This window comes from Streptomyces sp. NPDC054866 (genome assembly GCF_053610745.1).
In genome coordinates this window covers 1045240-1070636 of sequence record NZ_JBSGZA010000002.1, presented here as the reverse complement: position 1 = coordinate 1070636, position 25397 = coordinate 1045240, and the positions used below count along the sequence as shown (strand labels likewise).

21 protein-coding genes are annotated in these 25397 nt (G+C 70.5%); 13 read left to right on the top strand and 8 right to left on the bottom strand.

The window, feature by feature from the left end; genetic code table 11:
* Nucleotides 1–81: 81 nt before the first annotated feature.
* Nucleotides 82–1329: a flavin-dependent oxidoreductase gene (locus tag ACWGI2_RS13535; RefSeq protein ID WP_453695360.1), complete on the top strand. Its 1248-nt coding sequence runs from the start codon at nt 82–84 to the stop codon at nt 1327–1329.
* A gap of 275 nt (nt 1330–1604) precedes the next feature.
* Entirely contained in the window at nt 1605–2102 is a 498-nt protein-coding gene (locus ACWGI2_RS13530) for a DUF1203 domain-containing protein (protein WP_453695359.1), read from the top strand.
* On the opposite strand, the gene ACWGI2_RS13525 is transcribed toward ACWGI2_RS13530, so the two are convergent.
* Nucleotides 2099–2965: a LysR family transcriptional regulator gene (locus ACWGI2_RS13525; protein ID WP_453695357.1), complete on the bottom strand. Its 867-nt coding sequence runs from the start codon at nt 2963–2965 to the stop codon at nt 2099–2101. The genes ACWGI2_RS13530 and ACWGI2_RS13525 overlap by 4 nt on opposite strands.
* 97 nt (nt 2966–3062) lie before the next feature.
* Between ACWGI2_RS13525 and ACWGI2_RS13520 the strand changes: the two genes are divergently transcribed.
* Nucleotides 3063–4253 (top strand): MFS transporter, encoded by a 1191-nt coding sequence (locus tag ACWGI2_RS13520; RefSeq protein WP_453695356.1) that lies wholly within the window; start codon nt 3063–3065, stop codon nt 4251–4253.
* 58 nt (nt 4254–4311) lie between these two features.
* Here ACWGI2_RS13520 and ACWGI2_RS13515 read toward each other — a convergent pair whose 3' ends face one another.
* Nucleotides 4312–5328, bottom strand: coding sequence for an aspartate-semialdehyde dehydrogenase (locus ACWGI2_RS13515; RefSeq protein WP_453395575.1), 1017 nt, complete (start codon nt 5326–5328; stop codon nt 4312–4314).
* Between the two features lie 185 nt (nt 5329–5513).
* Between ACWGI2_RS13515 and ACWGI2_RS13510 the strand changes: the two genes are divergently transcribed.
* Together ACWGI2_RS13510 and ACWGI2_RS13505 are read left to right on the top strand one after the other, a co-directional pair.
* Nucleotides 5514–6047 carry a sigma-70 family RNA polymerase sigma factor gene (locus ACWGI2_RS13510; protein WP_453395574.1) on the top strand — a complete coding sequence of 178 codons (534 nt, stop codon included), beginning with the start codon at nt 5514–5516 and terminating at the stop codon, nt 6045–6047.
* A 2-nt stretch (nt 6048–6049) separates the two neighbouring features.
* The gene (locus ACWGI2_RS13505) at nt 6050–6787 is read left to right on the top strand and encodes a hypothetical protein (RefSeq protein ID WP_453695355.1); all 738 of its coding nucleotides are present in this window, start codon (nt 6050–6052) and stop codon (nt 6785–6787) included.
* Nucleotides 6788–6870: 83 nt separating this feature from the next.
* Here ACWGI2_RS13505 and ACWGI2_RS13500 read toward each other — a convergent pair whose 3' ends face one another.
* Entirely contained in the window at nt 6871–10161 is a 3291-nt protein-coding gene (locus ACWGI2_RS13500) for a S8 family serine peptidase (protein ID WP_453695354.1), read from the bottom strand.
* A 255-nt stretch (nt 10162–10416) separates the two neighbouring features.
* On the opposite strand from ACWGI2_RS13500, the gene ACWGI2_RS13495 reads away from it, so the two are divergent.
* A complete protein-coding gene (locus tag ACWGI2_RS13495) occupies nt 10417–11658 on the top strand; it encodes an ATP-grasp domain-containing protein (RefSeq protein ID WP_453695353.1) in 1242 nt (413 codons plus the stop codon).
* A 40-nt stretch (nt 11659–11698) separates the two neighbouring features.
* The gene (locus tag ACWGI2_RS13490) at nt 11699–13723 is read left to right on the top strand and encodes a hypothetical protein (RefSeq protein ID WP_453395570.1); all 2025 of its coding nucleotides are present in this window, start codon (nt 11699–11701) and stop codon (nt 13721–13723) included.
* On the opposite strand, the gene ACWGI2_RS13485 is transcribed toward ACWGI2_RS13490, so the two are convergent.
* Complete coding sequence (locus ACWGI2_RS13485) at nt 13720–14292, bottom strand: CGNR zinc finger domain-containing protein (protein ID WP_453695352.1); 573 nt, start codon at nt 14290–14292, stop codon at nt 13720–13722. The two genes, ACWGI2_RS13490 and ACWGI2_RS13485, sit on opposite strands and share 4 nt — an antisense overlap.
* Before the next feature lie 126 nt (nt 14293–14418).
* Between ACWGI2_RS13485 and ACWGI2_RS13480 the strand changes: the two genes are divergently transcribed.
* The 5 genes from ACWGI2_RS13480 to ACWGI2_RS13460 all read left to right on the top strand — a co-directional run bounded on the left by ACWGI2_RS13480 (nt 14419) and on the right by ACWGI2_RS13460 (nt 19609).
* A complete protein-coding gene (locus tag ACWGI2_RS13480; RefSeq protein ID WP_453695350.1) occupies nt 14419–14877 on the top strand; it encodes a VOC family protein in 459 nt (152 codons plus the stop codon).
* Nucleotides 14878–14981: 104 nt separating this feature from the next.
* The gene (locus tag ACWGI2_RS13475) at nt 14982–15875 is read left to right on the top strand and encodes a pyridoxamine 5'-phosphate oxidase family protein (RefSeq protein WP_453695348.1); all 894 of its coding nucleotides are present in this window, start codon (nt 14982–14984) and stop codon (nt 15873–15875) included.
* A 9-nt stretch (nt 15876–15884) separates the two neighbouring features.
* Complete coding sequence (locus ACWGI2_RS13470; protein ID WP_453395566.1) at nt 15885–16340, top strand: NUDIX hydrolase; 456 nt, start codon at nt 15885–15887, stop codon at nt 16338–16340.
* Between the two features lie 248 nt (nt 16341–16588).
* On the top strand, nt 16589–18370 hold the full coding sequence (locus tag ACWGI2_RS13465) for a TIGR03767 family metallophosphoesterase (protein ID WP_453695346.1): 1782 nt from the start codon (nt 16589–16591) through the stop codon (nt 18368–18370).
* Nucleotides 18371–18460: 90 nt separating this feature from the next.
* Nucleotides 18461–19609, top strand: coding sequence for a serine hydrolase domain-containing protein (locus ACWGI2_RS13460; protein ID WP_453695344.1), 1149 nt, complete (start codon nt 18461–18463; stop codon nt 19607–19609).
* A 44-nt stretch (nt 19610–19653) separates the two neighbouring features.
* On the opposite strand, the gene ACWGI2_RS13455 is transcribed toward ACWGI2_RS13460, so the two are convergent.
* Both ACWGI2_RS13455 and pepN read right to left on the bottom strand, forming a co-directional pair.
* The gene (locus ACWGI2_RS13455) at nt 19654–20709 is read right to left on the bottom strand and encodes a hypothetical protein (protein ID WP_453695343.1); all 1056 of its coding nucleotides are present in this window, start codon (nt 20707–20709) and stop codon (nt 19654–19656) included.
* Nucleotides 20710–20864: 155 nt separating this feature from the next.
* Nucleotides 20865–23441 (bottom strand): aminopeptidase N, encoded by a 2577-nt coding sequence (gene pepN, locus ACWGI2_RS13450; protein ID WP_453695342.1) that lies wholly within the window; start codon nt 23439–23441, stop codon nt 20865–20867.
* A 163-nt stretch (nt 23442–23604) separates the two neighbouring features.
* Between pepN and ACWGI2_RS13445 the strand changes: the two genes are divergently transcribed.
* The gene (locus ACWGI2_RS13445) at nt 23605–24252 is read left to right on the top strand and encodes a mycothiol-dependent nitroreductase Rv2466c family protein (RefSeq protein ID WP_453695340.1); all 648 of its coding nucleotides are present in this window, start codon (nt 23605–23607) and stop codon (nt 24250–24252) included.
* Nucleotides 24253–24258: 6 nt separating this feature from the next.
* Here ACWGI2_RS13445 and ACWGI2_RS13440 read toward each other — a convergent pair whose 3' ends face one another.
* Both ACWGI2_RS13440 and ACWGI2_RS13435 read right to left on the bottom strand, forming a co-directional pair.
* Nucleotides 24259–24447 carry a hypothetical protein gene (locus tag ACWGI2_RS13440; protein WP_453695339.1) on the bottom strand — a complete coding sequence of 63 codons (189 nt, stop codon included), beginning with the start codon at nt 24445–24447 and terminating at the stop codon, nt 24259–24261.
* Between the two features lie 156 nt (nt 24448–24603).
* Nucleotides 24604–25254 (bottom strand): superoxide dismutase, encoded by a 651-nt coding sequence (locus ACWGI2_RS13435; RefSeq protein ID WP_160505044.1) that lies wholly within the window; start codon nt 25252–25254, stop codon nt 24604–24606.
* Between the last annotated feature and the right edge of the window lie 143 nt (nt 25255–25397).

The following is a 25397-nucleotide window of genomic DNA, read 5'->3' as shown; positions in this document are numbered from 1 at the left end:
CCCGGGGGGAGCGTTCATGGGACTCCGACGACCACTGCGATTACCGCGACTACTGGGATTGCCCGGCGCGAGGTGCGCCCCATGATCGACGTACTCGTCGCCGGAGCCGGGATCGGCGGGCTCACCGCCGCCCTCAGTCTGCACGCGGCGGGCATCGGGGTGCGGGTCATCGACGCGGTGGACGAGCTGCGGCCCGTCGGGGTCGGCATCAACCTTCTCCCGCACGCGGTACGGGAGTTGACGGATCTCGGCCTCGGCGCCGAGCTGGCCGCCACGGCCGTGCCGATCGCCGAGACGATCCACTTCGACCGGCACGGCAACCACATCTGGGGTGAACCTCTGGGGCTCGCCCGCGGTCACTACTGGCCGCAGTACTCCCTGCACCGCGGCGCCCTGCAACTGATCCTCCTCGACGCCGTGCGCGACCGCATCGGCGAGAACGCCGTCCAGACCGGTACGGCGTTCGTGCGGTACGCGGAGCCGGAGGGCTCGGGGGCGCTGCGCGTGACCCTGCGAGACGTGCGGCGCGGGCGGGAGTTCGCGGTGCCGGTGCGGGCCCTGATCGGGGCCGACGGGCTGTACTCGGCGGTGCGGGCCCGGCTGCACCCCGGGGAGGGGCCGCCGCTGTGGAACGGCATCCGGATGTGGCGGGGCGTCACCGAGTGGGATCCGGTGCTCGGCGGCCGGACGATGGCGTTCGCGGGCAGCAACGCGGCCGCGAAGCTCGTCGTCTACCCGATCTCGCGGGAGGCGGAGGTGCGGGGGCGCGCGCTGCTCAACTGGGTGGCCGAGGTGCGGTTTCCGGTCCACCACCACGGGTCGCCCGGCCCCGTGGACTGGAACCGCTCGGGCCGCCTCTCCGATGTCCTTCCGCACTTCTCCGGGTGGCGGATCGGGGACCTGGACGTGCCCGCGCTGCTTGCCGCGACCGGTTCGACGGGCCGGATCCTGGAGTACCCGATGGTGGACAGGGACCCGCTCCCCTGGTGGGGGCGCGGTCCCGTCACCTTGCTGGGTGACGCGGCTCATCCGATGTACCCCGTGGGGTCGAGCGGGGGCTCGGAGGCGGTGCTCGATGCGCGGGTGCTTGCGCGGTGCGTGGCCCTTGCCGGGGTGGACCGGGTGAGTGGGCTTCGCGCCTACGAGGCGGAGCGGTGGGGTCCCGCCAATGCCGTGGCCCTTGCCAATCGTGCGATGCCGGTGGATGAGGTGCTGCGGGCTGTGGCGGAGCGGGCTCCGGAGGGGTTTGCGCGGGTGGAGGATGTGCTGACGGGGGAGGAGTTGGCGGGGTTGGGGGAGGGGTATCGGCGTATGCGGGGCAGTTGGTAGCGGTTTTCCATTCCCCAACCCCGCCCCTTCCCGAAAACCCGCTCTGGCGCGGGGGCCTACCTGGGGCTCCGCCCCAGGCCCCGACAAGATGGCCTCAAACGCCGGCCGGGCTGAACTATCAGCCCGTCCGGCGTTTGAGGACGAACTCGGCGAAGCCGGTGATTGCGGCAAGCAAGGCCCCCGCGCCGAGCGGGTTTTCGGGAAGGGGTGGGGTTGGGGAACGTGACGTCTGAAATCCGCCAGCCCCACCCACCCGCACGCGTGACCCTTACCCGATGACCTACGACCCTCGCCCCATACCCCCCACCGCCCTCAAAGAACTCCGCACCACCGACGACGCAGGCCGCCCCACTCACCCCTACGTCGACACGGAAGGTGGCGACCCCCTCCGCTGCTGCCTCCGCCCCGTCGCCCCCGGCGAAAACGTAGCCCTCGTCTCGTACGCCCCCCTCCGCCGCTGGGCAGCGGAGACCGGTGCCACCCCCGGCGCCTACGACGAGCAGGGCCCCGTCTTCATCCACGCCGAGGACTGCGAGGGCCCTGCGCCCAGAGGCGAGGGCTACCCCTTCGCCCGCCCCGGAGCCCTCCGCACCCTCCGCCGCTACAACGCCGAAGGACGCATCATCGGCGGACGCCTGATGGAGATCCCGGACCCGGCGACGCAAGGCTTCGACGCCGCCTTCGCGGAGGCCTTCGCCGACCCGGAGGTCGCCCTCGTGCACGTCAGGGCCGTGGAGTACGGCTGCTTCCACTTCGAGGTCCGCCGGCCCTAGGGAACAGCCCCCACTGCCCGCGCGAACGCCCGCACCCGCTCCGTCTCCGCGTCCCGCCGCCACACCATCCCGAGCACCGAATCCGGCACCCCCTCCACCGGCACGAACGTGACGTCGCGCCGCCCGTGGTACTCCGCCGTGGGGCGGCACAGCAGCATCGCCCCGCGTCCGGCCGCGACCAGCGTCAGGCCCTCCTGGAGGGTGCGCACCTGCGGCGCCGGAACGGAAGCGGGCGCCTGCGCCGCGCGCCAGTACGCGGGGGCAGGCGCCGTCGCGGAGATCAGCGGCACCCCCGTCAGCTCGGCCGCGTCCAGCGACGCCCGGCCCGCGAAGGGATGGCGTACCGACACCGCGACCGTCTGCTGCTGGCGGGAGAAGAGCGGGCCGAGCACCAGGTCCGGCTCCTCGACGGGAAGCAGCACGATCGCCGTGTCCACGTCCCCGTGCCGTACCGCCCCGAACGGATCCGCGAACGGCACCTCCACGATCTCCGTCACACAGCCCGGGTGCCGCTCCTGGAAGTCGGCGATCGCCCCCATGAGCCGCGCGTCCGCCGTCCCCTGGAAGCCGATCCGCAGCCGTCCCGTGACGCCGCGCGCCGACTCCCGCGCCGCGTCCACCGTGGCGCTCAACGTCTCGTACGCGGGGCGCAATTCGGCCAAGAACCGCTCGCCCGCCGGAGTGAGACGCACCCGCCGGCTCGACCGCTCCACGAGCCGTGTGCCGATCCGTCGCTCCAGGTCGCGAAGGAGCTGGCTGACGCGGCTCTGCGAGACGTAGAGCCGCTCGCCCGCACGGCCGAAGTGCAGCTCGTCGGCGAGCGCGATGAAGCACTCAAGCTCCCGTATCTCAAGCCCGCCCACCAGGAACCGCCCCGCCTCTCATCGATGAGCCTCGCTCATTCAAGGATGAGATCTTCGCCGTTGTTCCCGGCAGGGTCCCCGGCGAAGGCTTGGCCTCATGAAAGCCACCTCGACCACGCTCTCCGAACCCGTGCTGCCGCAGCGCTCCCTGCCCCTCTCCGTCCTCGCCGTCGCCGCCACCACCTTCTCCGTCGTCACCACGGAGATGCTGCCGGTCGGCCTCCTCACCTCCCTCTCCTCGGGGCTCGGCGTGTCCGACGGGACCGCGGGCCTGACCGTCACGCTGCCCGGCGTGGTCGCGGCGCTCGCCGCCCTGCTGCTTCCGGTCGCCGTGCGGCGCGCCGACCGGCGGACGGTCCTCGCGACGCTCATGGTGCTGCTCGCCGCCGCCAACCTCCTCTCCGCGCTCGCGCCCGCCTTCGGCGTGCTGCTCGCCGCGCGGGTCCTGGTGGGCGTCTGCATCGGAGGCGTGTGGGCGATAGCGGCCGGGCTCGGCGTACGGCTCGTGCGCGAGGAATCCGCCGGGCGTGCCACCACGGTGATCTTCAGCGGAATCGCGGTGGCGTCCGTGCTCGGCGTCCCCGCCGGTACGTTCCTCGGTGAACTCGCGGGCTGGCGCTGGGCGTTCGCGGTGATGGGGGCCTTCGCGCTGGCGGTCGCAGGGCTGCTCGCGGCGGTGCTTCGGCCGCTGCCCGCCACGGCGGCCGTACGGCTCGGCACGTTCCCCGGGCTGCTGCGGAACGCTCGGCTGCGGGCGGGACTGACGGTCGTGCTGCTTCTGGTGACCGGGCACTTCGCCGCGTACACCTACGTACGCCCCGTCCTGGAGCGGGGGCCCGACCTCGGCGCCGGGCTGATCAGCGGCCTGCTCCTCGCCTACGGGATCGCGGGCATCGTCGGCAACTTCGCGGGCGGCGCGCTCGCCGCCCGTGACCCGCGCCGGGCGCTGCTCGCCATCTCCGCGGGTCTTGCCGCCGTGGTGCTGCTGCTCGGGCCCGCGGGCGGCTCGCTCCTCGCGTCGGTGGCGCTGCTCGTCGCGTGGGGCCTGGCCTACGGCGGGGTCTCCGTCTCCACCCAGCAGTGGGTCCTCGCCGCCGCGCCCCGCGCCCGAGAGGCGGCTTCGGCGCTCTTCGCCGGGGTGTTCAACGCGGCGATCGCCCTGGGCGCGCTGACCGGCGGCCTGGTCGCTGACGGCTTCGGGACGACGGACGTGCTGTGGCTCGGGGGCGGGCTCGCGGCGCTCGCGCTGCTGGTCGTGGGGTACGCGAAGGGGGCGGGCACCGAATGAATGTCGGTGCCCGCCCCCAGCGGCGTACGTATCAGAAGAGCGTCAGCCCTTGAGTTCCTCAGCCCTTGAGCTCGGCCGCCACCAGCTCCGCGATCTGCACCGCGTTCAGCGCGGCGCCCTTGCGGAGGTTGTCGTCGGAGATGAAGAAGGCCAGGCCGTTCTCCACCGTCTCGTCGTTACGGATGCGGCCCACGAAGGAGTCGTCCTTGCCCGCCGCGACCAGCGGGGTCGGGACGTCCGTGAGGACGACGCCCTCGGCCGCGCCAAGGATCTCGGTGGCGCGCTCGGCGCTCAGCGGACGCTCGAAACGGGCGTTGACCTGGAGGGAGTGACCGGTGAAGACCGGCACGCGCACGCAGGTGCCGGAGACCTTGAGGGCCGGGATCTCCAGGATCTTGCGGGATTCGTTGCGGAGCTTCTGCTCCTCGTCGGTCTCGTTCAGACCGTCGTCGACGATGGAGCCCGCGAGCGGCAGGACGTTGTACGCGATCGGCGCGACGTACTTGTTCGGCGCGGGGAACTCCGTGGCCGAGCCGTCGTGCGTGAGCTTCGGAGCGTCGTCGCCGACCTTCTTGACCTGGTCGAACAGCTCGTCGACACCGGCGAGACCCGAGCCGGACACGGCCTGGTACGTCGCCACGACGAGCGCGGTGAGCCCGGCCTCCTTGTGCAGCGGCTTCAGGACCGGCATCGCGGCCATCGTCGTGCAGTTCGGGTTGGCGATGATGCCCTTGGGGCGGTCCGCGATCGCGTGCGGGTTGACCTCGGAGACGACGAGGGGGACCTCGGGGTCCATCCGCCAGGCCGAGGAGTTGTCGATCACGACGGGGCCCTGCGAGGCGACCTTCTCGGCTAGCGCCTTCGAGGTCGAGCCGCCCGCGGAGAACAGGACGATGTCGAGGCCGCTGTAGTCGGCCGTGGAGGCGTCCTCGACCGTGACACCGTCGAGGACCGAGCCGGCCGAGCGGGCCGATGCGAACAGGCGCAGCTCGTCCACCGGGAAGTTCCGCTCGACAAGGATCTTGCGCATGACCGTGCCGACCTGACCGGTGGCTCCGACGATTCCGACCTTCACAGGGACATCCTCCGTATGTGCATGGGCACAGGCTTTGGCCTGCGCCGGTTCCATGATGCGTCTGTCCACGGCCGCCTTGTCCAATCCATTGTCCGAAGTTCGGGATGTCACATTCCCGTGGCCGCGGGCCGAACGTTTCGGGCGCCCCCGGCGTCCTAGGGGAAACGTGGGGACGGGAGGGTGTCTTGCTGCGCGGAAAAACGCGACGGGACCGGCGGGAGCGGGAGCGGGCCGATCCGCTCGACGCGGCACAGGAGGACCGGGTGCGGGCGGTGCTCGCGCTCGGCGGGGTGCCGCACGCCGATCTGCCCGACGGCGTCCAGCAGGTCAGGCTCAAGCTCCTGGAGCGGGCGGCGGACGGGCGCGAGGCGCCGCGTGACGTGTCCGCGTGGGCGGCGGTCGTCGCCTCCAACCTCGCCATGGACTGGCACCGGGCGCGCCGGCGGCAGGAGCGGCTCGGGGAGCGCCTCGCCGTGCTGTGGCGGGAGGCGACGGACGAGGACGGGGCGGAGTCGCGGGCGCTGTCGATGGCCGTGACGCAGGGCCTCGACGCGCTGCCCGACACCCAGCGGCAGGTCGTCGTGCTGCGCTTCTACGCCGATCTGCCGGTACGGGCGATAGCGGACGAACTGGGCATTCCGGAGGGCACGGTCAAGAGCAGGCTGCACACGGCGGTACGGGTCCTGCGGACGCGGCTGCACGAGGGCGAGGTGGTGTGAGGGTGGCCAAGGACGAGTACGACCACGATGGCGACCACGACGCGCTGATGCTCGCCCTCATGGACGAGCCCGCGCCCGGGGGTGCCGCGGGGGACCCGGAGCTGGCGGCGGAGCATGCCGCGGCTGTGGCGGATGTCGCACTGCTCCGGGAGCACATCGGGCTGGCCGGTCGGGCGCTGGCGGCTCCGGAGGCGGTGCGGGACCCTGTGGTCGCCCTGCGCCCGGCCGGTGTCCGGCGCCGGCGCCTCACGGCGGCGCTCGGAGTGGCCGCGGCCACCGCGGCGGCCTCGCTGGTGGGCGGGCTCGCCTGGCTCGCGGTGGAGAGCGGGGGCGGGGTCACCGGGCAGTCGGACTCCGACGCGGCGAAGGGGGCGGCGCCGGACGCGGGCGACGAGAATGCCGGGGGTTCGGCGGACCAGTCGTACGAGGGGTACGTGGCGTGCGCGCGGCTCATCGTGGAGGGCACGGTGAGGCGGGTCGAACCGATCCCCGGCGGCGTCCAGGACCGGATCGTCCTGGACGTGTCCCGCTACTACAAGCCGAGCAAGGGGGAGAAACAGATCACGTTCGTGATGAACGTGGACGTGGACCCGCGGCTCCGCCCGGGCGACCGGACCCTGATCGGCATCGCGAAGGGCGAGGCGACGCCGGACATCTGGTCCACCGGCGCGAAGGACATCGCCAAGGACCGGGAGTGGATCGAGCGCGCGCTGCCGCGGGCGGAGGGGATGCGGTGCTGAGCGGCGCGGACACGCGCCGGGAGTAACGCACCGGCCGGGCTGGAGAACCAGCCCGGCCGGAGTCTTGCTCACAGGAGAGGCCCCTACGAGGCGACCTTCTCGATGATCACGCTGCCGGTACCGGCAACCGTGCCGCGCCCGTTCAGGAGCGACACCTCACCGAACAGCTGACGCCCCTCGGCCGCAGGCGCGTCCGCGGCGATCTCCGCCGAGACCTGGGCGGAAGCCCCGTTCGCCAGCTTCACCGGCGCCGACTCGTCCACCTTCACCGAGCCGAGCGCACCCGAGAAGAAGACATCCCGGTAGTCGTACGCGGTGATGCCGGACGGGATCGCGTAGCCCACGACGTCGATCTCGTACGTGCCCGCCGCCGGCTTGGTGAGGCTGACCGACTCCTCCGAGTCGCCGTCGGCCGAGGAGCCAACGACCACCCCGCCCTTCGAGACCGACAGGTCGAGGTCGGCCGCGGCGTCCGCCGTCGAGCCGATGGCCACGTCGAGCCGCTGCGCGCCCTCGGGCACGACCACGGTCGTCGTCTGCGTCTCACCCTGCTTGATCGACGGCTTCGCCGCCTTCGCGGAGCCGAGCGGGCCGCCCTTCAACTTGCCGTCCACCGCGGCGAAGTTGTTCGTCACCTTCCAGGAGACGGGCGCCGGGGTGCCGATCTTCGTCTCCGGGACCGTCTGCACGGCGGGGTCGAAGGCGACACCCAGCGCGGAGACGTCCAGCTTGTAGGGGTTGTCCAGGAGCGGCGACGTCCGGCGCGACTCGACCTCGATCTCCCACACGCCCGGCTGCGGTTCGGCGTACGAACGCAGGTCGGGGCGGCAGGTGTTGGCCGGGTTCTCGTAGTTCGCGTAGCAGACGAGCGAGGACGTCGAGTCGACCGGGACACCGTACGGGTGCACCGCGATGAACCGCGTCTGGCTCTTGTCCTTCAGGCCGCCGAGCGCCACCTCCAGGGACTTGGCGCCCTTCGGGACCGTCACGAAGTACGACTTGGTGCTGTTGCGCTGCACCGAACCGGACCCCGAGAACGTGAACGCGGGCTTGGCGAGCGGCGTCGAGACGACGACCGTCGACATGATCTGCTGGTCGATGCCCTCGGAGCGCTCGTCGTCGACCGTCAGGATCGCGCTGTGCACGCCCGCCGACTTGGCCTTCGCCTGCACCTTGACCGTGACCGGCTTGTTCAGGGGCAGCGTCACCGCGCCCTTGCCGAGCAGCTCGAAGGTGCGCTCGTGGTTGTTGACCAGGTCCAGCTCGTGGCGGATGCCGCGGTCCGGGCCCGATGTGCGGGTGATCGTGACGTCGTACGTCCGCTTCTGGCCGGTCTTCAGGCCGCCCTCACGGTCGTAGATGCCGGTGCCGGGCTTCTTCAGCTCCTGCTCCAGGGCGGTGTCGACCGGGGCCTTCACCGTGTACGTGTGCGCCTTCGCGTCGTCCTCGATGGCGTTCCACGCGTCGACCACGTTGATCAGGCCGGTGCCCTGCGCGTACGCCTGCTCGCCGGGGATACGGTCCGCCGTCGAGGTGAGCGCCGTGCGCAGCTTCGCCGGGGTCAGGTCGACGTCCTCGCGCTTCGCGGCGGAGAGCAGCAGCGCCGAGGCGCCCGCGGCCTGCGGGGACGCCATCGACGTACCCTGCAACATCGAGTAACCGGCGGGCAGTTGGTAGCCCGCCTCGGCGACCGGGGAGCCCGGCAGCCAGGTCTGCGTGGTGTTGATGGCCGCGCCGGGCGCGGAGATGACCGGCGCGAAGCCGCCGTCCTCGCGCGGGCCGCGCGAGGAGAAGTTCATCATCGCGTACTTCTTCTCCACGGCGGAGCCGTAGTTGGCGGCCCAGGTCTCCTTGGAGATGGACGCGCCGACCGAGATGACCTTGTCGGCGAGGCTCGGGTCGCCGATGGTGTTCGCGCCGGGGCCGGAGTTGCCCGCGGAGATCACCAGCTGGACGCCGTAGGTGTCGATGAGGCGGGTGTAGAGCTCGGCGCGCGCGTTGTTGCCGTCGTTGAGCGCAGGGAGACCGCCGATCGACATGTTCACGATGTCGACGCCGCGCTTCGTCACGAGGTCGATCATGCCCTCGGTGAGCGCGACGTTCGTGCAGCCGCCGGTCCAGGTGCAGGCGCGGGACGAGACCAGCTTGGCGCCGGGGGCGGCGCCGTTCATCTCGCCGCCGAACAGGCCGTTGGCCGCGGTGATGCCCGCGACGTGCGTGCCGTGCTCGGACTCGATGACGCCGATGTTGACGAAGTCGGCCTTCTTGCCGACCCAGTCGCCGCCGTACGGGTCGGTGGGCACGTCCTTGCGGATCTCGACGACGAAGGGGACGCGCTCGACGACGTCGGTCGCCGGGTCGTCCTTGCCGAAGTAGGCGACCTGGTGGCCGTCCTTGTACGGCTTCATCGTCTCGTCGTCGGTGAAGTCGTTGTTGTCGTTCAGGTCGACACGGACGGTGCCGGCGGCCGGGTCGTAGAGCACGCCCCAGCTGTCGGTGGTGTCGCCGTCGCGGTTGATGTCGCCCTTGGCGTCGCCGCCGGTGGTGGCCGACTCGCGGAAGCGGTTGACCTGGAAGGAGCCCGCCGGGGCCTTCCACGTCTCGCTGTCCCAGGTGAAGACGGGGCCCGTGACGGGGTTGGTCATCCGCCGCCAGGTGGCGTCCGCGTCCACGATCGGGTCGGTCGCGGTCACCCAGTCGGTGATCTTCCGCTCGCCCGTGGTGGTCTTCTGGAGCGCGGGGTGGCCCAGGTCGACACCGGAGTCGAGGATGCCGATGGTGGTGCCGCGGCCGTCCGCCTTCGGGTGCTTCTTCACGAAGTCGACGGCGCCCGTCTCGAAGGACGGGTTGTACGGGTTCTTCGCCGGGGTGTTCTTGCCGGGCCCGGCGAAGGTCCCCTCGGCCGCCGTCTTCGCGCCCTTGGCGCGGTCGGCTGCGGGCGTCGGGTCGTCGAGCTCGATCTCGTGCCGCAGGTCGATGCCGTGCACGGATGACAGCTTCCCGGCGGCCTCGATGGCGGCCTCGGCCTTGCCGGTGGGCACGGTGGCGCGTACGTAGCCGAGCTTGTCGTACGTACGGCCGACCGAACCGCCCTTGACGGCGTCGAGCTGGTCAGCGACCTGCTCGGTGGCGCCCGGTGCGGTGGCGACCATCATCGTGACGGTCTTCTCGCCGTCCGCCTTCGCGTCGGCGAGGAGGTCGGCGTCGGCCGAACCCAGCTTCTTCTCGGCGGACTTGGGGGTGGTCTGGCCCCCGGGGTCGCCGTCGGCCGCGAGGGCCATGGGTATGGGCCCGGCGGCGGAGAGCGCGGCGGTCAGACCGACGGCTATCGCGAGACGGGTCGTGCGTCTAGCACTGGATCTGTGCATCAGCATCCCTGTACGTAAAGGTCGAGAAGGTCCGGAATCCGGAACCGGATGACCGCTCAGCTTTACGTAAGGGACCGCTGTTTGGGGAGAGTTGTCGGATTACGATCGCGACGTGACGCAATCCCGCCATGCGCCATCGGCGACATAGCGGGTGATTTTCCTCGCCGGGACGGATGGTGGCTGGTGTTTGCGTGCCGGATGGGCGGGCACGGTTGCCAGCCACACCCTCGATGAGCGCACGCGCCGAAGGAGAAACCGTCTATGACAAAGGGCGAACCGGCCATCAGGAACCCCGACAAAGGCTATGTGGCTCTTCTTGGCTGGAGTCTCAACGCGGTGGAAGCCCTGGACCGGTTCGACCGGAGATACGTGGTTGTGGCGCCGGAGTGGGCCGAGGAATACTGCGTCGAGCACGACATCCCCTTCGTGCCGTGGAATTTCGAGCGGCTCAACGACCGCTCCGTGGAGATCGCCGAGACGCTGCAGAAGGAGGGCGTCGACGTAGCGATCCCGCTCTACGAGGAAACGGTCGAATGGGCGGGCGCGATCAACTCCGTCCTCCTCGACAACCCGCGTCTGTACGGTCAGGCCATGCTGCTGCGGGACAAGGCGCTGATGAAGCGCCGCGCGCAACTCGGCGGCATCCGGGTCGGAATCTTCGAGGAGGCCCACGACCGGGACGATGTGACCCGCTTCCTCAAGCGCGTCAACCAGACCCTGCTCAAGCTGGACGGCGACCCGAACGATCCGATCCACCTCAAGGCGTTCGACAAGGCGGGATGCCTCGGGCACCGCGTCATCCGCACCCCCGACGAGGTCGACACGATTCCGGACGAGGAGTTCCCGGTCCTCATGGAATCCCACCTCGACGGCTGGGAGTTCGCGGTCGAGGCGTGGGTGCACAACGGAAAGATCAAGTTCTGCAACATCTCCGAGTACGTCACGCTGGGATATTCGGTGTTCGTGCCGGCGACGCCGGAACTCGAGCGGTACCGACCGCAGATCACGGCGCAGATCGAGAAGCTCATCAAGACGTTCGACATCGAGTTCGGCTTCGTGCACCCGGAGTACTTCGTCACCAGTGACGGCGAGATGTACTTCGGCGAGGTCGCCTACCGGCCGCCGGGCTTCAAGGTGTTCGAACTGCTTGAGCGGGCGTACGGTTTCAATGCCTACCAGGGGCTGGTCCTGGCCTTCGACCCGAAGACGACCGAGGAGGAGATCGACGCCTTCTTCCCGCGCGAGGTCGTCGACGCGTCCGGGGTCGCGGGGTGCTTCGGCGTCTACCCGCGCCGCCGCGTGGTCAGCGAACTCGAAATCCCGGAGGAGACCGAGGACGACGACTACTACGAGTCGCACGACCTCTCCACACCGCTCGAGGAGACCGTCACCAAGAGGACCGCGTTCGGCACCCACTGGGGTCTGCTGTACTTCTTCGGTGAAGACCCGTACCGGATGCGTGACCTGCTGAAGAGGCAGGAAGAGCTCGACTTCTACGTCTGACGACACCGTGGACGCAGGAGGCCAACCCGAGGGAACCCCTTTGAAACCGACCGTCGACGTCAACGGCGGGGCCACGACGCTGGACAAGCGCGTGGCCTCGCTCGACGACGCCATCCAGGCCATGGCCGAAACCCGCGAGTTCGGCAAGCACACGAAGCTGCGGCGGGTCCTGGAAGCCTTGCGGCGGGTGCTCACGCAGCCGGGCGGCGCCGCGGCGGTCCAGGCAAGGGCGCAGGCCCTTGAGGAAGCCGGACTCTTCCTGGAGACGGACTGGGCGTCACCGGAGATCCTCGTCCCGGCGCTGGTCGGCGGGAGCCTGCGCAGCCCGGACGCGGACACCGTCGTCATGGAGGCGACCAGCGAGCTGCGCATGCTCGCGGTCGCCCGCGGCGACTTCGCGCACCCGACGGTGACCGCCGAGGACGCCCGCCAGTTCCTGTCCCAGGTCCTTGCGAAGAACCTGGAGCTGCTGTTCAGCGCGCCCGGCGAGGCGGAGCGGGCCCAGCAGGGCAGGACCGCACAGCTCGTCCGGGACCTGTTCCGCCGGCTCGGCGACGAGATCGGCTACGACAGCGTCCTGGATGATCTGGTCGACGAGATCTGGCGGATCCTGCGCCAGCGTCCGATCCAGGTGGAGCCGGTGCAGTCCCTGATCACCCGGATCGCGGTCTACCGCAACGACCCGGACGTCGCTCTGGGCGTGTCCTCGGGGCAGGGCATCGACCGGCTCATCACCAGCCTGTTCGGGACCACCGAGGCGTGCCGGGACGACCCCGGCGTCGACGTCTTCCGCTCCCGCCTCGAAGCGATGGACGCCGGCGCCCTCCAGTACGAGGCGACGGGGTTCGCGCGGGCGATGCACGACACCGGCCTGGTGTCGCCGTACCACGCGGAACTGCTCCGGTTCCTCCTGAGCGAGAGTGACTACCTCGTCGGCGAGGCGCTCGGCCTCTCCGACACCGGCCGCAACTGCCTGATGCGCTACAGCCAGTTGGTGCACCGGCTGATCGAGGTGGCGATCCACCCGCAGACCGCGCAGAGCATCTACGGTCTCGCGCTGCTGCTCGACCGCGGCATCCTCTACGAGCCGCCGGTGGTGCCCGCGCTCTGGCGCCAGCTGGCCCTCGTGCTCTCGCCGGTCGCGCGGGAGCGGCTGACGACGGTCTTCGGCGAGGAGCCGGAGCCGCGGGCGCGGCTGGTCGCCGGGGTGCTCTCGATGCTGGGCCAGCCGCTCGGTGTCGGGCAGGGCGACAACCCCACCTGCCAGTCGGCCCGCGCGCTGTCGATGTGGTCCTACAACGACCCCGACTACCTGCTGCAGATGGTGGTCTGGGCGGCCCGCGACGACGAGGTGCTCATGCACTTCGAGGGGCAGCCGATCTCGTCGAAGGACAGCGCGGGCGGAGTCGCCGGCACGCTGCCGATGGACCTGGACCCCGTGTCACTGCTCGTGGTGCCCCACCTGGACCGGATCTACGCCGAGATGGGGCGGCGCTGCGCCGGGCGGCCGGGGGACCCGCACCGGTGGATCAACCCCGAGTTCCACGGCTGGTGGACGGCCCGCGGGTTCCACATCAACGTCGACGTCGCGACCGGGAACCTGGTCGACCTCGACGCGTTCCTGCGGCAGTTCCACGCCGACTACCACCCGTCCTACAACGGCGAGCAGCCGCTGATCCATCCGCAGCCGGCCGGCGTCGCCGTCACCGACAGCGCGGCCCGCTACGTCGGCTGGCACGCGATCACGATCCTGCGGGTCGCGCCGGACCCCCAGGACGTCATGCGGGTGTACTTCTACAACCCGAACAACGACAGCGGCCAGGACTGGGGCGACGGCGTCGTCGTCTCCACCGCGGGCAACGGCGAGCGGTTCGGCGAGGCCTCACTGCCGTTCGACCAGTTCGCCTCGCGGCTCTACATCTTCCACGCCGACCCGCTCGAACACGGCGAACCGGAGCGGGTGCCCGCCGAGGACATCGCCGGGATCATCGGCTATATCGAGCGCAGTTGGGGCAACGACCGGCTGCCCGGGGGAACGCTGCAAGCGCTCGAACAGCGGGCCTAGGCCTCGCGGGCCCGTGCGTAGTGGCGCGAGGCCTTCGCGCGGTTCCCGCAGGCGGCCATGGAGCACCACCGCCGGGTGCCGTTGCGTGACGTGTCGAAGAAGTGCAGGACGCACGCCTCGTGGGCGCAGGACCTGATCCGGTCCGGCGCGGTGGCGAGCAGCGTCAGGTAGTCGCGCGCCGCGAGCCAGGCCGCGCCCCACGTCACGTCCTTGAACTCCGGCTCCTCGCCCGGCCCTTGAGGGGACAGGGTCGCCCGGATCCGCCCGTGCTCCAGGACCTTGTTGACGCGGGCGATCCCGGCGGCGGCATTGGGGGCGTCCATGTCGCCTCCGGCCACGACGGAGGCGATCGCGTCGCGCGCCCGCAGCACGTGCTCCAGCGTCGTCGCGTCCGCGCCGAACCGGTGGTCGAGCCCGTTGGCGCCGAGCCAGACGGCAAGACCCCCGACGTCGGTGAGCAGATCCTGGCGCACGCCGTCCGCCATCCACCGGGTGTTGAGCAGGTCGAGGGAGAGCGGCTCCCCGACGAGCGGGCGGGGGTCGGTGCGGTCGCGGGGTGCGGCGGCCATGGGGGCTCCCTTCGAGGCTAACCAGTAAAGGGTACGTGACTGGTTGACGCGCTCAAGTCTAACCGCTAACGTCATTTTTAACGGTTAGCCCGCGTGAGGCGGGCCGCCGTCGACAAGGGGAGAGTCATGACCGCGACCAGCACACTCCGCACCGGACACATCGGCCTGAACGTCACGGACATCGAGCGCTCGCTCGCCTTCTACCGCGACGTCATCGGCTACGACGTGATCGGCGAAGGCAAGGAAGAGGGCCGCAGATTCGCCTTCCTCGGACAGGACGGCACCCTCGCGCTCACCCTCTGGCAGCAGGCGGACGCGGCGTACGCACCCGGGAACGCGGGCCTCCACCACCTCGCGATCGAGGTCGACACCATCGACCAGGTCCGCACGTACGAGAGCGCCCTGCGCGCGTACGGGACGGAGTTCGCCTACGAGGGTGTCGTCCCGCACGGCGAGGGCGCCGCGTCCGGCGGGATCTTCTTCCACGACCCCGATGGCACGCGCCTGGAGATCTACGCGGCTTCTGGCGTGGACGCCTCGGACGTGGCTCCGGTGCCGGATGCTCCGACGTGCGGCTTCTTCTAGTCTCCGGCCCCGCGGCCCGATGCCGTCCGCGGGTCGTTCGTGGCCGGTCGCGCAGTTCCCCGCGCCCCTTCGGGGCGCTCCCCGCATGGCCCGGCAGGAGTGACATGACCCCGCAAGTCCCGTACCACCACGGCTCACGTGCCGTCCAGGATCTCGTCGGCGTGCGGGAGTTGGCCGACCACGTGGGGCGGTCCATAGGCCCGGGGATCCGCCCCGTCGCCGCCGCCTTCCTCGAACTGCAGCCCATGCTGGTGATCGGCGGGGCGGATCCGGCGGGCGCCGTCTGGGCCTCGCTGCTCACCGGTGAACCCGGGTTCGTGCGGGCCACGGGGCCGCGTCAGATATCGATCGCGGGCAGCCTGGGCGAGGGCGACCCCCTCGCGCCCGCCCTCGCCCAAGGTGCCGCCCCCGTGGGAACCATCGCCCTCGACCCCCGCACCCGCCGCCGCATGCGCCTGAACGGCCGGGCCCGTCCGACGCCCCGCGGGCTTGCGATCGAAGCCGACCAGGTCTTCTCGAACTGCCCCAAGTACATCCAGCGGCGCGAGCTGCTGCCCGGCGGGCGCTCCGGCGGCCCCTCCGCCCCCACGCGCGGGGCGGAACTCACCGCCGAGCAGAGCGCGCTCATCGCCGCCGCCGACACCTTCTTCCTCGCCACCGTCCACGCGCACGGCGCCGACGCCAGCCACCGGGGCGGCAACCCCGGCTTCGTACGCGTCGCGTCCCCCACCGAACTCACCTGGCGGGACTACCCCGGCAACTCCATGTTCCTGACCCTCGGCAACCTCGCCACCGACCCCCGCGCCGGCCTCCTCTTCCTCGACTGGACGACCGGCACCACCCTCCAGCTCACCGGAACGGCACGCACCACCCACGCCGACGACGGCTCCCGCACGCTCCGCTTCACCCTCGCCGAGGCGCTCCAGACGCACTCCGCGAGCCCCTGGCGGTGGTCCGCGCCCGACTACTCTCCTGCCAATCCCACCCAAGGGGACTAGCGTCACTCTGTGAACAAAGAGCTCCGGGTGGCGGCCTACGCCGTATGCGTGCAGGACGGGCAGCTGCTGCTCGCTCGCTGGGTGGCGGGCGACGGCAGCAAGCGCTGGACGCTGCCCGGCGGCGGGATGGACCACGGGGAGGACCCGTACGACACGGTGATCCGCGAGGCCGACGAGGAGACCGGGTACCTCATCGAGCCCGTCGTCCTGCTCGGCATCGACTCTCTGCGCCGCCGGTATCCGCGCAAGCTCGGCGCCGTCGCCGACTTCCACGGCCTGCGGATCGTCTACGAGGCGCGGATCACCGGCGGCGAACTGCGTCACGAGCGGGACGGTTCCACCGATCTCGCGGCGTGGCACGCGCTGGACGACGTCCCCGGACTCGACCGGGTCGGACTCGTCGACATCGGGCTCGACCTGTGGCGGACCCGCCCGGAGGACGGGCACCTCGCGGCGCCCTCCTGAGGGCCCGCAGCGCCTCCCCTTCCCTGAAAGATGAACGTGGAGTGACCGCTTCCTCTCGGCCCGGAGAGGGATGCGTGACCGCGGAGGGTGCCTGATGATCCACGTACGGTGATCGGCGTTGCCCGTTGCGGTCTCGTTAACGTGCAGGTCATCCCGGATGCCAACGATCCAGTACGAGCGGGAATTTCGCCTGGTGCGGAGCTGCCCGCGACCACTGCCGACGCGTTCGCAATCGGGGAGACCGCGCCATGTCGCGCATACGCATCGTCGCCACCGCCGCCCAGTCCGCCACTCACTCCGCCGTGTCCGCCGTGGACCGCCGGGCCTTCCTCGCGGCCACCGGAGCCGTCTCCCTCTCCGCGGGCATCGGCTATGCCATGCGGCCGGGCACGAGCCATGCCGCGCCCAGCAGACCCGCCCCCGTCGCGCTCTCCCGGCAGGCGCCCGCCGCGCCTCTGATGCCCTACCGGGGCGGCACCACGCTGGCTGCCGTCGCGGCGCCGCGCGGCGCCTCCGGCTACCGGCGGCTCGGCGACGGCCCCGCCTGGGAGCGGGTGGTCCGCGGTGATCTCGCCGCCGCCAAGAACGGCCGCGAGGGGCGGCGCACCCCGCTCGCCGCGTTCGTCCAGTTCACCGACCTGCACCTGGTCGACGTGCAGCATCCGCTGCGGTACGAGTACCTGCGCGCCCAGACCGCAAGCGCCTGGCGCCCGCAGGAGGCCCTCTCGGTGGCCGGCGCGGTCGCGCTCGTCGAGCGGGTCAACGCGCTGCGCGGCGCGCCCGCCACCGGCTCGCCCCTGCACTGCGTGGTGACGACGGGCGACAACACGGACAACAACTCCCGCTCCGAACTCGACTGGTTCCTCAAGACCATGAGCGGCGGGCGCATCAACCCCAACACCGGTGACCCGCGCCGCTACGAAGGCGTACAGGACAGCGGCCTGAAGCTGTACTGGCACCCGGACGACGACCTCCGCGACTCCGACAAGGCCCTCGGCTTCCCGCAGGTCGACGGCTTCCTGGAGGCGGCGCTCCGCGAGGTCAACAGCCCCGGCCTCGGGCTGCCCTGGTACTCGACCGTCGGCAACCACGACGCGCTGCCCGGCGGCTGCTGGGGGCCCGGCGACTCGTACTTCGCCGAATTCGCCGTCGGCGGGCGGAAGTTGATGTCCCTCGACGAGTCGCGTGGCGCCGCGCTGTGGAAGGCCGTCAAGAAGGGGCGCGACCCCAAGGGCGCGCACTTCAAGGAGCTCCTGAAGAGCGAGGCGCGGCGGATGCGCTCGGTCACTCCGGACGAGAGCCGCGCGCCCTTCACCCCCGCCGAGTACGTCCAGGCCCATCTCGACCCGGCGTACAAGGGCCACGGCCCCGCCGGCCACGGCTACACGCAGGAGAACCTCGACGCGGGGACTCAGTACTACTCCTTCCGCATCAGTGACGACGTACTCGGCATCAGCCTGGACTCGACCGACCCCGGCGGTCACTACGAAGGCTCGCTCGGCACGGCCCAGACGGACTGGCTGGAGCGGGAGTTGAAGGCCAACGAGCAGAAGGACGGCGGCGGTTCGTACGTCATCGTCTTCAGTCACCACACCAGCCGCACCATGCGCAATCTGCGCCAGGACCCGGACCGCCCGCGCGAGGGCAGGCACGGGGGCGACGAGATCGTCGCCCTGCTCGGCCGCCACCGTTCCGTCCTGGCCTGGGTCAACGGCCACAGCCACAAGAACAGGATCACCGCTCACCAGACCCCGCGCGGTGCGTTCTGGGAGGTCTCCACGGCCTCGCACATCGACTTCCCGCAGCTGGCCCGCGTGGTGGAGGTGAGCGACAACCACGACGGCACGATCTCCCTCTTCACCACCCTCATCGAATCGTCGGCCCCGCACCGCACGGATTACGCCGATCTCTCCCAGACCGGCCTCGCCGCGCTCTACCGCGAACTGTCCTTCAACGCCCCCGGTGCCAAGCCCGCGCTTGGCGGCGAGCCGGGCGACCGGAACACGGAGCTCATCCTCAAGAAGGGCTGAATCCCGCTCAACCCGCGCGGGGCGGTCAACCTCCGCAGCAGGCCCACGAGTCCCTCCCGCCGACAGCACGTGATGAGCGGAGGGGGAGACATGTCAGTGCGTAGAAGAGGCCTGATGGGCGTGGCCGCGGGGGTGGCCATCACGGTGACGGCGGGGGCGTTCGCGGCTCCCGCGACGGCCGCGCCGCCCGGTGACCGGCACGAGGCGACGCGGAAGGCGATGGAGGCCGCCCTCAACGAGAACGCTCCCGGCGTGACCGCACAGGCCAGGGACGAGCACGGGCCCTGGAACGCCGCCGCCGGCATCGGCGACCTCGAACGGCAGAGCCCGCGCGGCGCCCACGACCGGTACCGCGTCGGCAGCGTCACCAAGACCTTCGTCGCCACGGTGGTGCTCCAACTGGTGGCGGAGAAGAAGCTGAGCCTCGACGACAAGGTCGGGCGGTGGCTGCCGGGCGTCGTCGAGGGCCATGGCCACGACGGGGACAGGATCACGGTCCGCCAGCTCCTGAACCACACGAGCGGCGTCTTCAACGTGACGGCCGACGCGGGCTTCCGGGACAAGGTGTTCACGGAGAGGTTCCTCGCACACCGCTACGACACCTGGACGCCCGGGCAGCAGGTCGCCATCGCCATGCGTCACAAGCCGGACTTCGCACCCGGAACGGCCTGGAAGTACTCCAACACCAACTACGTCCTCGCCGGAATGATCATCGAGAAGGTGACGGGCGAGTCGTACGGGGACGAGATCCGGCGGCGCGTCATCAAACCGCTCGGTCTGCGCGCCACCAGTGTCCCCGGCACGAACCCGAAGATGCCGCAGCCGAGTTCGCGCGCCTATACGAAGCTGTCGGCCGGCCCCGACGCCAAGAACCACGACGTGACGGAGCTGAACCCGACCGTGGCGGGCGCGTCCGGCGGCATGATCTCCAGCTCGGCGGACCTGAACCGCTTCTACACCGCCCTGCTGCGCGGCAAGCTCCTGCCCAAGAAGCAGCTCGCCGAGATGAAGACCACCGTCCCGGAGGGCGAGGACGACCCCGGCGCGCGGTACGGGCTCGGCCTGGGGAGCCGCAAGATGTCCTGCGGGAAGGTCGTCTGGGGCCACGGCGGCGGCATCCACGGCTCGGCGACCCTGGCGATGACGACCGCCGACGGCAGCCACGCGCTGGCGCTCAACTTCAACGGTCCTGGCGGGGACGGGCCCTCAGTCATCGACGCGGAGTTCTGCGCGAAGTGACGTGAAAGGGGCGGGGCCCGTCGTGCGCGCCCCGCCCCAGGGTCTTACCTGGGGAGCACGACCACATACGCCGCCGGATCACGGTCGCCCGACGCCATCAACGCGGTCCGTACGACCGTCGCCTGCTGTTCGAGCGACTCGCGCAGCTTCCTGGGCGTCAGGTGGACGACGGTGATGCCGAGCCGCTCCAAGTGCTCCCGCTTGCGGGCGTATTCGGACCACAGCGCGTCGTCGTCCTGCCGGAACCCCTGCCGGGGCGCCCGCGTGTCCAGCTCGACCGCTACGGCCATATCGGGCCAGTAGGCGTCGACGCCCCCCAGGTGCGGGCCGCCGGGCAATCGCAGATCGACGTTCCACAGCGGATCGGGCAGGCCGTGCTCGGTGACCATCCGGTACAGCCGGTCCTCGGCGATGGCCCGCCCTTCGGCGAGCAGCGAGTCCACGGCGTCCACGACGTGCGGGCGGGTGAGCAGCTTCGCCTGGTTCAACTCCCGCACGATGGCCGCCGGTTCGCAGTGCCCGCCGCGCACCGCCTCGGTGAGCAGCCTGCGCACGGCGGACGCCTCGGTGAGCCCCGCCACGGCGTCGGCGAGCGCGCGCGGCACCGGGGCCACCGGAACTCCGGTGATCTGTACGGCGGTCGGCAGGGCCTGGGACCGCACGAGGCGGGCGAAGCCGGTGGAGCGCAGCCGCCGGGTGCGCGGGACCAGGACGTCGATGCGGTCCAGGGAGAGCAGCGGGGGAGCCGACGAGAAGCGGTGCAGGGCGAGCGCCGCGAGTCCCGTGATCAGGGCGTCGGCGTACGGGGCGTGGGGTGCGCCCGCGCCGGGCTGTGCGGGCACGGTCTTCGCGGCCTTGGCCGGCGGTCGCCCCGCGAACAACAGGGCGCCGTGCAGGCGCTCTTCGCTGGTCGGCGGCCCCGGGTGCAGCAGACAGACTCCGGGGAGCAGCTGCTGCCAGGGGCCTTCCGGGCGGCAGTGGGCGGCGACGTCGGCGGGGGAGATGCCGTGGGCGCGGAGCTGGGCGGTGCTCATGACGCGGCGCTGGACGTCGGCGAGGTGGCGGAGGGGGCGGGGGGAGAGCGGGGTGTTGTGGTTCATGACCGGGCCATTCCCGCTGTCGCTCCGCCCCCTAACCGCTGTTACAGGCCCGTCGACATAACCGGACAACCCTGCACTAAAGTGCAGACGTTCGACTGCCGAAAAGGTCCGTTTGCTCGCGGTACGTTCCGGCGGCCGCTCTCCCCCCCCTCGACCTAAGAAGCGGCAGCCGAGTCGCAGCCCTGCGCCCGCAGCGACCGGGCGAGGTCGTCCCGGGCCTCAAGGACGAGTCGGCGCAGGGCAGGCGCGGCCGACTCGTGCGAGGCGAGCCACAGGTCCGCCGCGTCCAAGGTCCCCTGATCGTCCTGGAGGAGGGGGAAGAGACCCTTCACCACGTCCATCCCGATCTGGATGGACCGCTCGGCCCACACCCGCTCGATGGCGGCGAAGTACAGGGGAGCGTACGGAGCGATCAGCTCCCGCTGCGACGACTGGGCGAAGCCCGAAATCGTCGCCGCCACCAGCGCGTTGGACAGGGAGTCGGACTCCACCACGGAGGCCCACGCCTGCGCCTTGACCGCCTCGGAGGGCCGCGCGGCCAGGCAGCGCACCTGATGCCGCTTGCCCGAAGCCGTGTCGTCCCGGGCCAGCTCGGCGGCGAGCACCCGCTCGTCGGCGACGCCGTGCGCGGCCAGCGGGCCCAGCAAGGACCAGCGCAGCTCCTGGTCGACGTCAAGGCCGTCGATCTTCGCCGTCCCTTCGAGCAGCCCCTGGAGCAGCTGGAGATCGGCTGCCGACGAGGCCACCGCGGCGAAGAACCTCGCCCACGTCAGCTGATGCTGGCTGCCGGGCTCCGCGATCCGCAGCTCCCGCAGCGCGCCCTCGGCGAGCGCGCGCCCGCCCTCCTCGCGCCATTCGGGGGCCGCGTAGAAGGTGAGGGCCGAGTCCGCCCAGGTGTGCAGCATCTGCAGCACACCGATGTCGCTCTCGCGCCCCGCGAACCGCAGCACGAGACCGATGAAGTCCCGCGCGGGCATGAGCGCGTCCCGTGTGAGGTTCCACAGCGCGGACCAGCACAGCGCGCGGGCCAGGGGATCGGTGAGGTCGCCGAGGTGGGCCCGCAGTGTGTCGAGGGAGGTCTCGTCGAAGCGGATCTTGCAGTACGTCAGGTCGTCGTCGTTGACCAGGACGAGATCGGGAGCCTCCTCGCCGGCCAGCTCGGACACGATGGTGCGCGGCCCTTCGACGTCCAGCTCCGCGCGCGCGTACCGCGTCAGCTCGCCCTCGGGCGTGCGGCGGTACAGGCCCACCGCCACGCGGTGCGGCCGCAGTTCGGGGTGTGACTCGGCGGCCTCCTGGACCACGGAGAGCTCGGTGATCCGGCCCTCCGCGTTCAGCAGGACCTGCGGCGTCAGGGAGTTGACGCCCGCCGTCTGGAGCCACGCCCGCGACCAGGACGCCATGTCGCGCCCGGAGGTCTCCTCCAGGACCGACAGGAGGTCACCGAGCCGGGTGTTCCCGTACGCGTGCCGCTTGAAGTAGCGCCGGGCGCCTTCGAGGAACGCGTCACGTCCGGCGTAGGCGACGAGCTGCTTCAGTACCGATGCGCCCTTCGCGTACGTGATCCCGTCGAAGTTGAGCTTGGCGTCCTCCAGGTCGCGGATGTCGGCCGTGACCGGGTGCGTGGAGGGCAGCTGGTCGGCGCGGTAGGCCCACGCCTTGCGGTTGTTGGCGAAGGTGATCCAGCCGTTGGTGAAGCGCGTCGCCTCGACCATCGAGAAGGAGCCCATGAAGTCGGCGAAGGACTCCTTGAGCCACAGGTCGTCCCACCAGCGCATGGTGACGAGGTCGCCGAACCACATGTGCGCCATCTCGTGCAGGATGACGTTGGCCCGGCGCTCGTACGACGCCTGGGTCACCTTGCCGCGGAAGATGAACTCCTCGCGGAACGTCACACAGCCGGGGTTCTCCATCGCGCCCAGGTTGTACTCGGGCACGAAGGCCTGGTCGTACTTCCCGAAGGGGTAGGGGTAGTCGAAGTTGTCGTGGAAGAAGTCGAGCCCCTGCTTGGTGACCAGGAAGACGTCGTCCGCGTCGAAGTGCTTCGCGAGGCCCTTCCTGCACATCGCGCCGAGCGGGATGTCCAGCGTCGTGCCGTCCTCGAAGGTGCGGCTGTAGGAGTCCGTCACATAGTGGTACGGACCCGCGACGATCGCCGTGATGTACGTCGAGATCGGCTTCGTCTCGGCGAACTTCCATACGCCGTCGACCAGTTCACCGGCGCCGTTCGACCAGGCGGTCCACCCCTCGGGGGCCTGCACCTCGAAACGGAAGGGTGCCTTCAGGTCGGGCTGCTCGAAGTTGGCGAAGACACGCCGTGAGTCCGCGGGCTCGTACTGCGTATAGAGATAGACCTCGCCGTCCTCCGGGTCGACGAAGCGGTGCATGCCCTCGCCGGTGCGGCTGTAGGCGCACTGGGCGTCCACCACCAGTTCGTTCTCCGCGGCCAGGTCCTCCAGCGTGATCCTGGTGCCGTCGAAGACCTCGGAGGGGTCCAGGTCCTTGCCGTTGAGGGAGAGCGCGGTGACGCTAGGGGCGATCAGGTCGGCGAAGCTCGTGGCACCCGGCTCGGCGGAGCGGAAGCGGAGGGTGGTGACGGAGCGGAACGTGCGCGGCTCCTGGTCGCTCTCGCCGATCGCGGAGCGCAGGTCGAGAAAGACCTCGTACCCGTCGACGGACAACAGCGCGGCCCTTTCCTGGGCCTCGTCGCGGGAAAGATTCTCACCGGGCACGGGCGGTACTCCCTTGTACTCGCAGGTGTAAGTCGTGGATCGCACGACCTGTACGAATGTCTACGATCCTCGCATGTGCCCCCAGCGCGCGGTATCCGGGAATGCCCGGGTAGATCACTGACGTTCCCCTGGCCAAGCGCGCACATATTCCCTAGGGAGAGACATGTCCGAGAACGGCAAGTCCGGCAAGACCCCTGTTGACTTCTGGTTCGACCCGCTGTGCCCGTGGGCCTGGATGACCTCGCGCTGGATGCTCGAGGTGGAGAAGGTCCGCGACGTCGAGGTCCGCTGGCATGTCATGAGCCTCGCCGTGCTGAACGAGGACAGGCTCGACGAGCTGCCCGAGGAGTACCGCGACATGATGGAGAACAAGGCCTGGGGGCCGGTCCGCGTGGTCATCGCCGCCCAGCAGAAGCACGGCGACGAGACCATCGGCAAGCTCTACACCGCCCTGGGCGCCCGCTTCCACAACCTCGGCGAGGGCCCGACCCGTGAGGCGGTCGTCTCCGCGCTCAAGGACGTCGGCCTGCCCGAGGACCTCGCGGACCACGCGGACTCGGACGAGTACGACACCCAGCTGCGCGCCTCCCACCAGGAGGGCATCGACAAGGTCGGCCAGGACGTGGGCACGCCCGTCATCGCGGTCCCGGGCGCGGACGGCGAGCAGGTCGCCTTCTTCGGCCCCGTCGTGACGCCCGCCCCCAAGGGCGAGGCGGCGGCGAAGCTGTGGGACGGCACGCTCCTCGTGGCGTCCACGCCGGGCTTCTACGAGATCAAGCGGACGCGTACGCAGGGGCCGATCTTCGACTGAGTTCCGCTATTTGAGCTTGCGGGGCAGATAGAAGGGCGACTTGTCGAAACCTGTACGCAGGGTTCCGCAGCCCGGTGCGTCGCAGGCCCAGTAGTTGCCGGTGTGCTTCAGGCCGGAGTCGTCCTTGAGCTGCTGCTGCTCGCCCTTGCTCAGCGGGTGGTGCGGCTCGTCCCGCTTGCAGGTGCTGCAGTACATGGTCCGTAGTGTCGGCATGTCGACACGGTCCTCCGGAATCCCGCATACCGAAAGGCCCCCGTGAGTCATGTCCTCACGGGGGCCTTTCGTCCATCCGCCTGCTTCAGTGAAGGTTGAGAAGACGATCACGAGGCAGGACGTTCTCAGGGGGCGGGCTCAGGGGGCCAGCAGCAGGCTGTTCACGCGCTGCTTCGCGGCGTCGTAACGCTTGGCCACGTCCTGCCAGTTGACGACGGCCCACATGGCGTCGATGAAGTCGACCTTCTGGTTCTTGTACTGCAGGTAGAAGGCGTGCTCCCAGGCGTCGAAGACCAGGATCGGCGTCGAGCCCTGGCCGACGTTGCCCTGGTGGTCGTAGACCTGCTCGACGATGAGGCGGTTGCTGAGCGGCTCGTAGGCGAGCACGCCCCAGCCCGAACCCTGCGTGGTCGCCGCGGCCTTGGTCAGCTGGGCCTTGAACTTGGCGAAGGAGCCGAAGGACTCGGTGATCGCGTCCGCGAGGTCGCCCACACCGTCCGCGGCCAGCGGCTCGCCGCCGCCACCGTCCTTCGGGCTGTTCATGTTGTGCCAGTAGATGCTGTGCAGGATGTGGCCGGAGAGGTGGAAGGCCAGGTTCTTCTCCAGGCCGTTGATGGCGCCCCAGGTCTCCTTGTCGCGCGCCTCCTCCAGCTGCTCAAGGGTGTCGTTCGCGCCCTTCACGTACGCCGCGTGGTGCTTGTCGTGGTGCAGCTCGACGATCTGGGGGTTGATGACCGGCTCGAGCGCCGCGTAGTCGTACGGAAGTTCTGGAAGCGTGTAAATGGCCATGATCCGAGCCCTCCGACTGCTGCTCTGCTGTGGTGCAACGCTTATTGCAACCTATATGCAAGTGCAGGCTAGCAGCAGGAGTGCCTCGGAGTTGATCAGCCCTTCGTCCTAGGTCCGGAGGCCGGGGGGGGGAACGCGAGAGG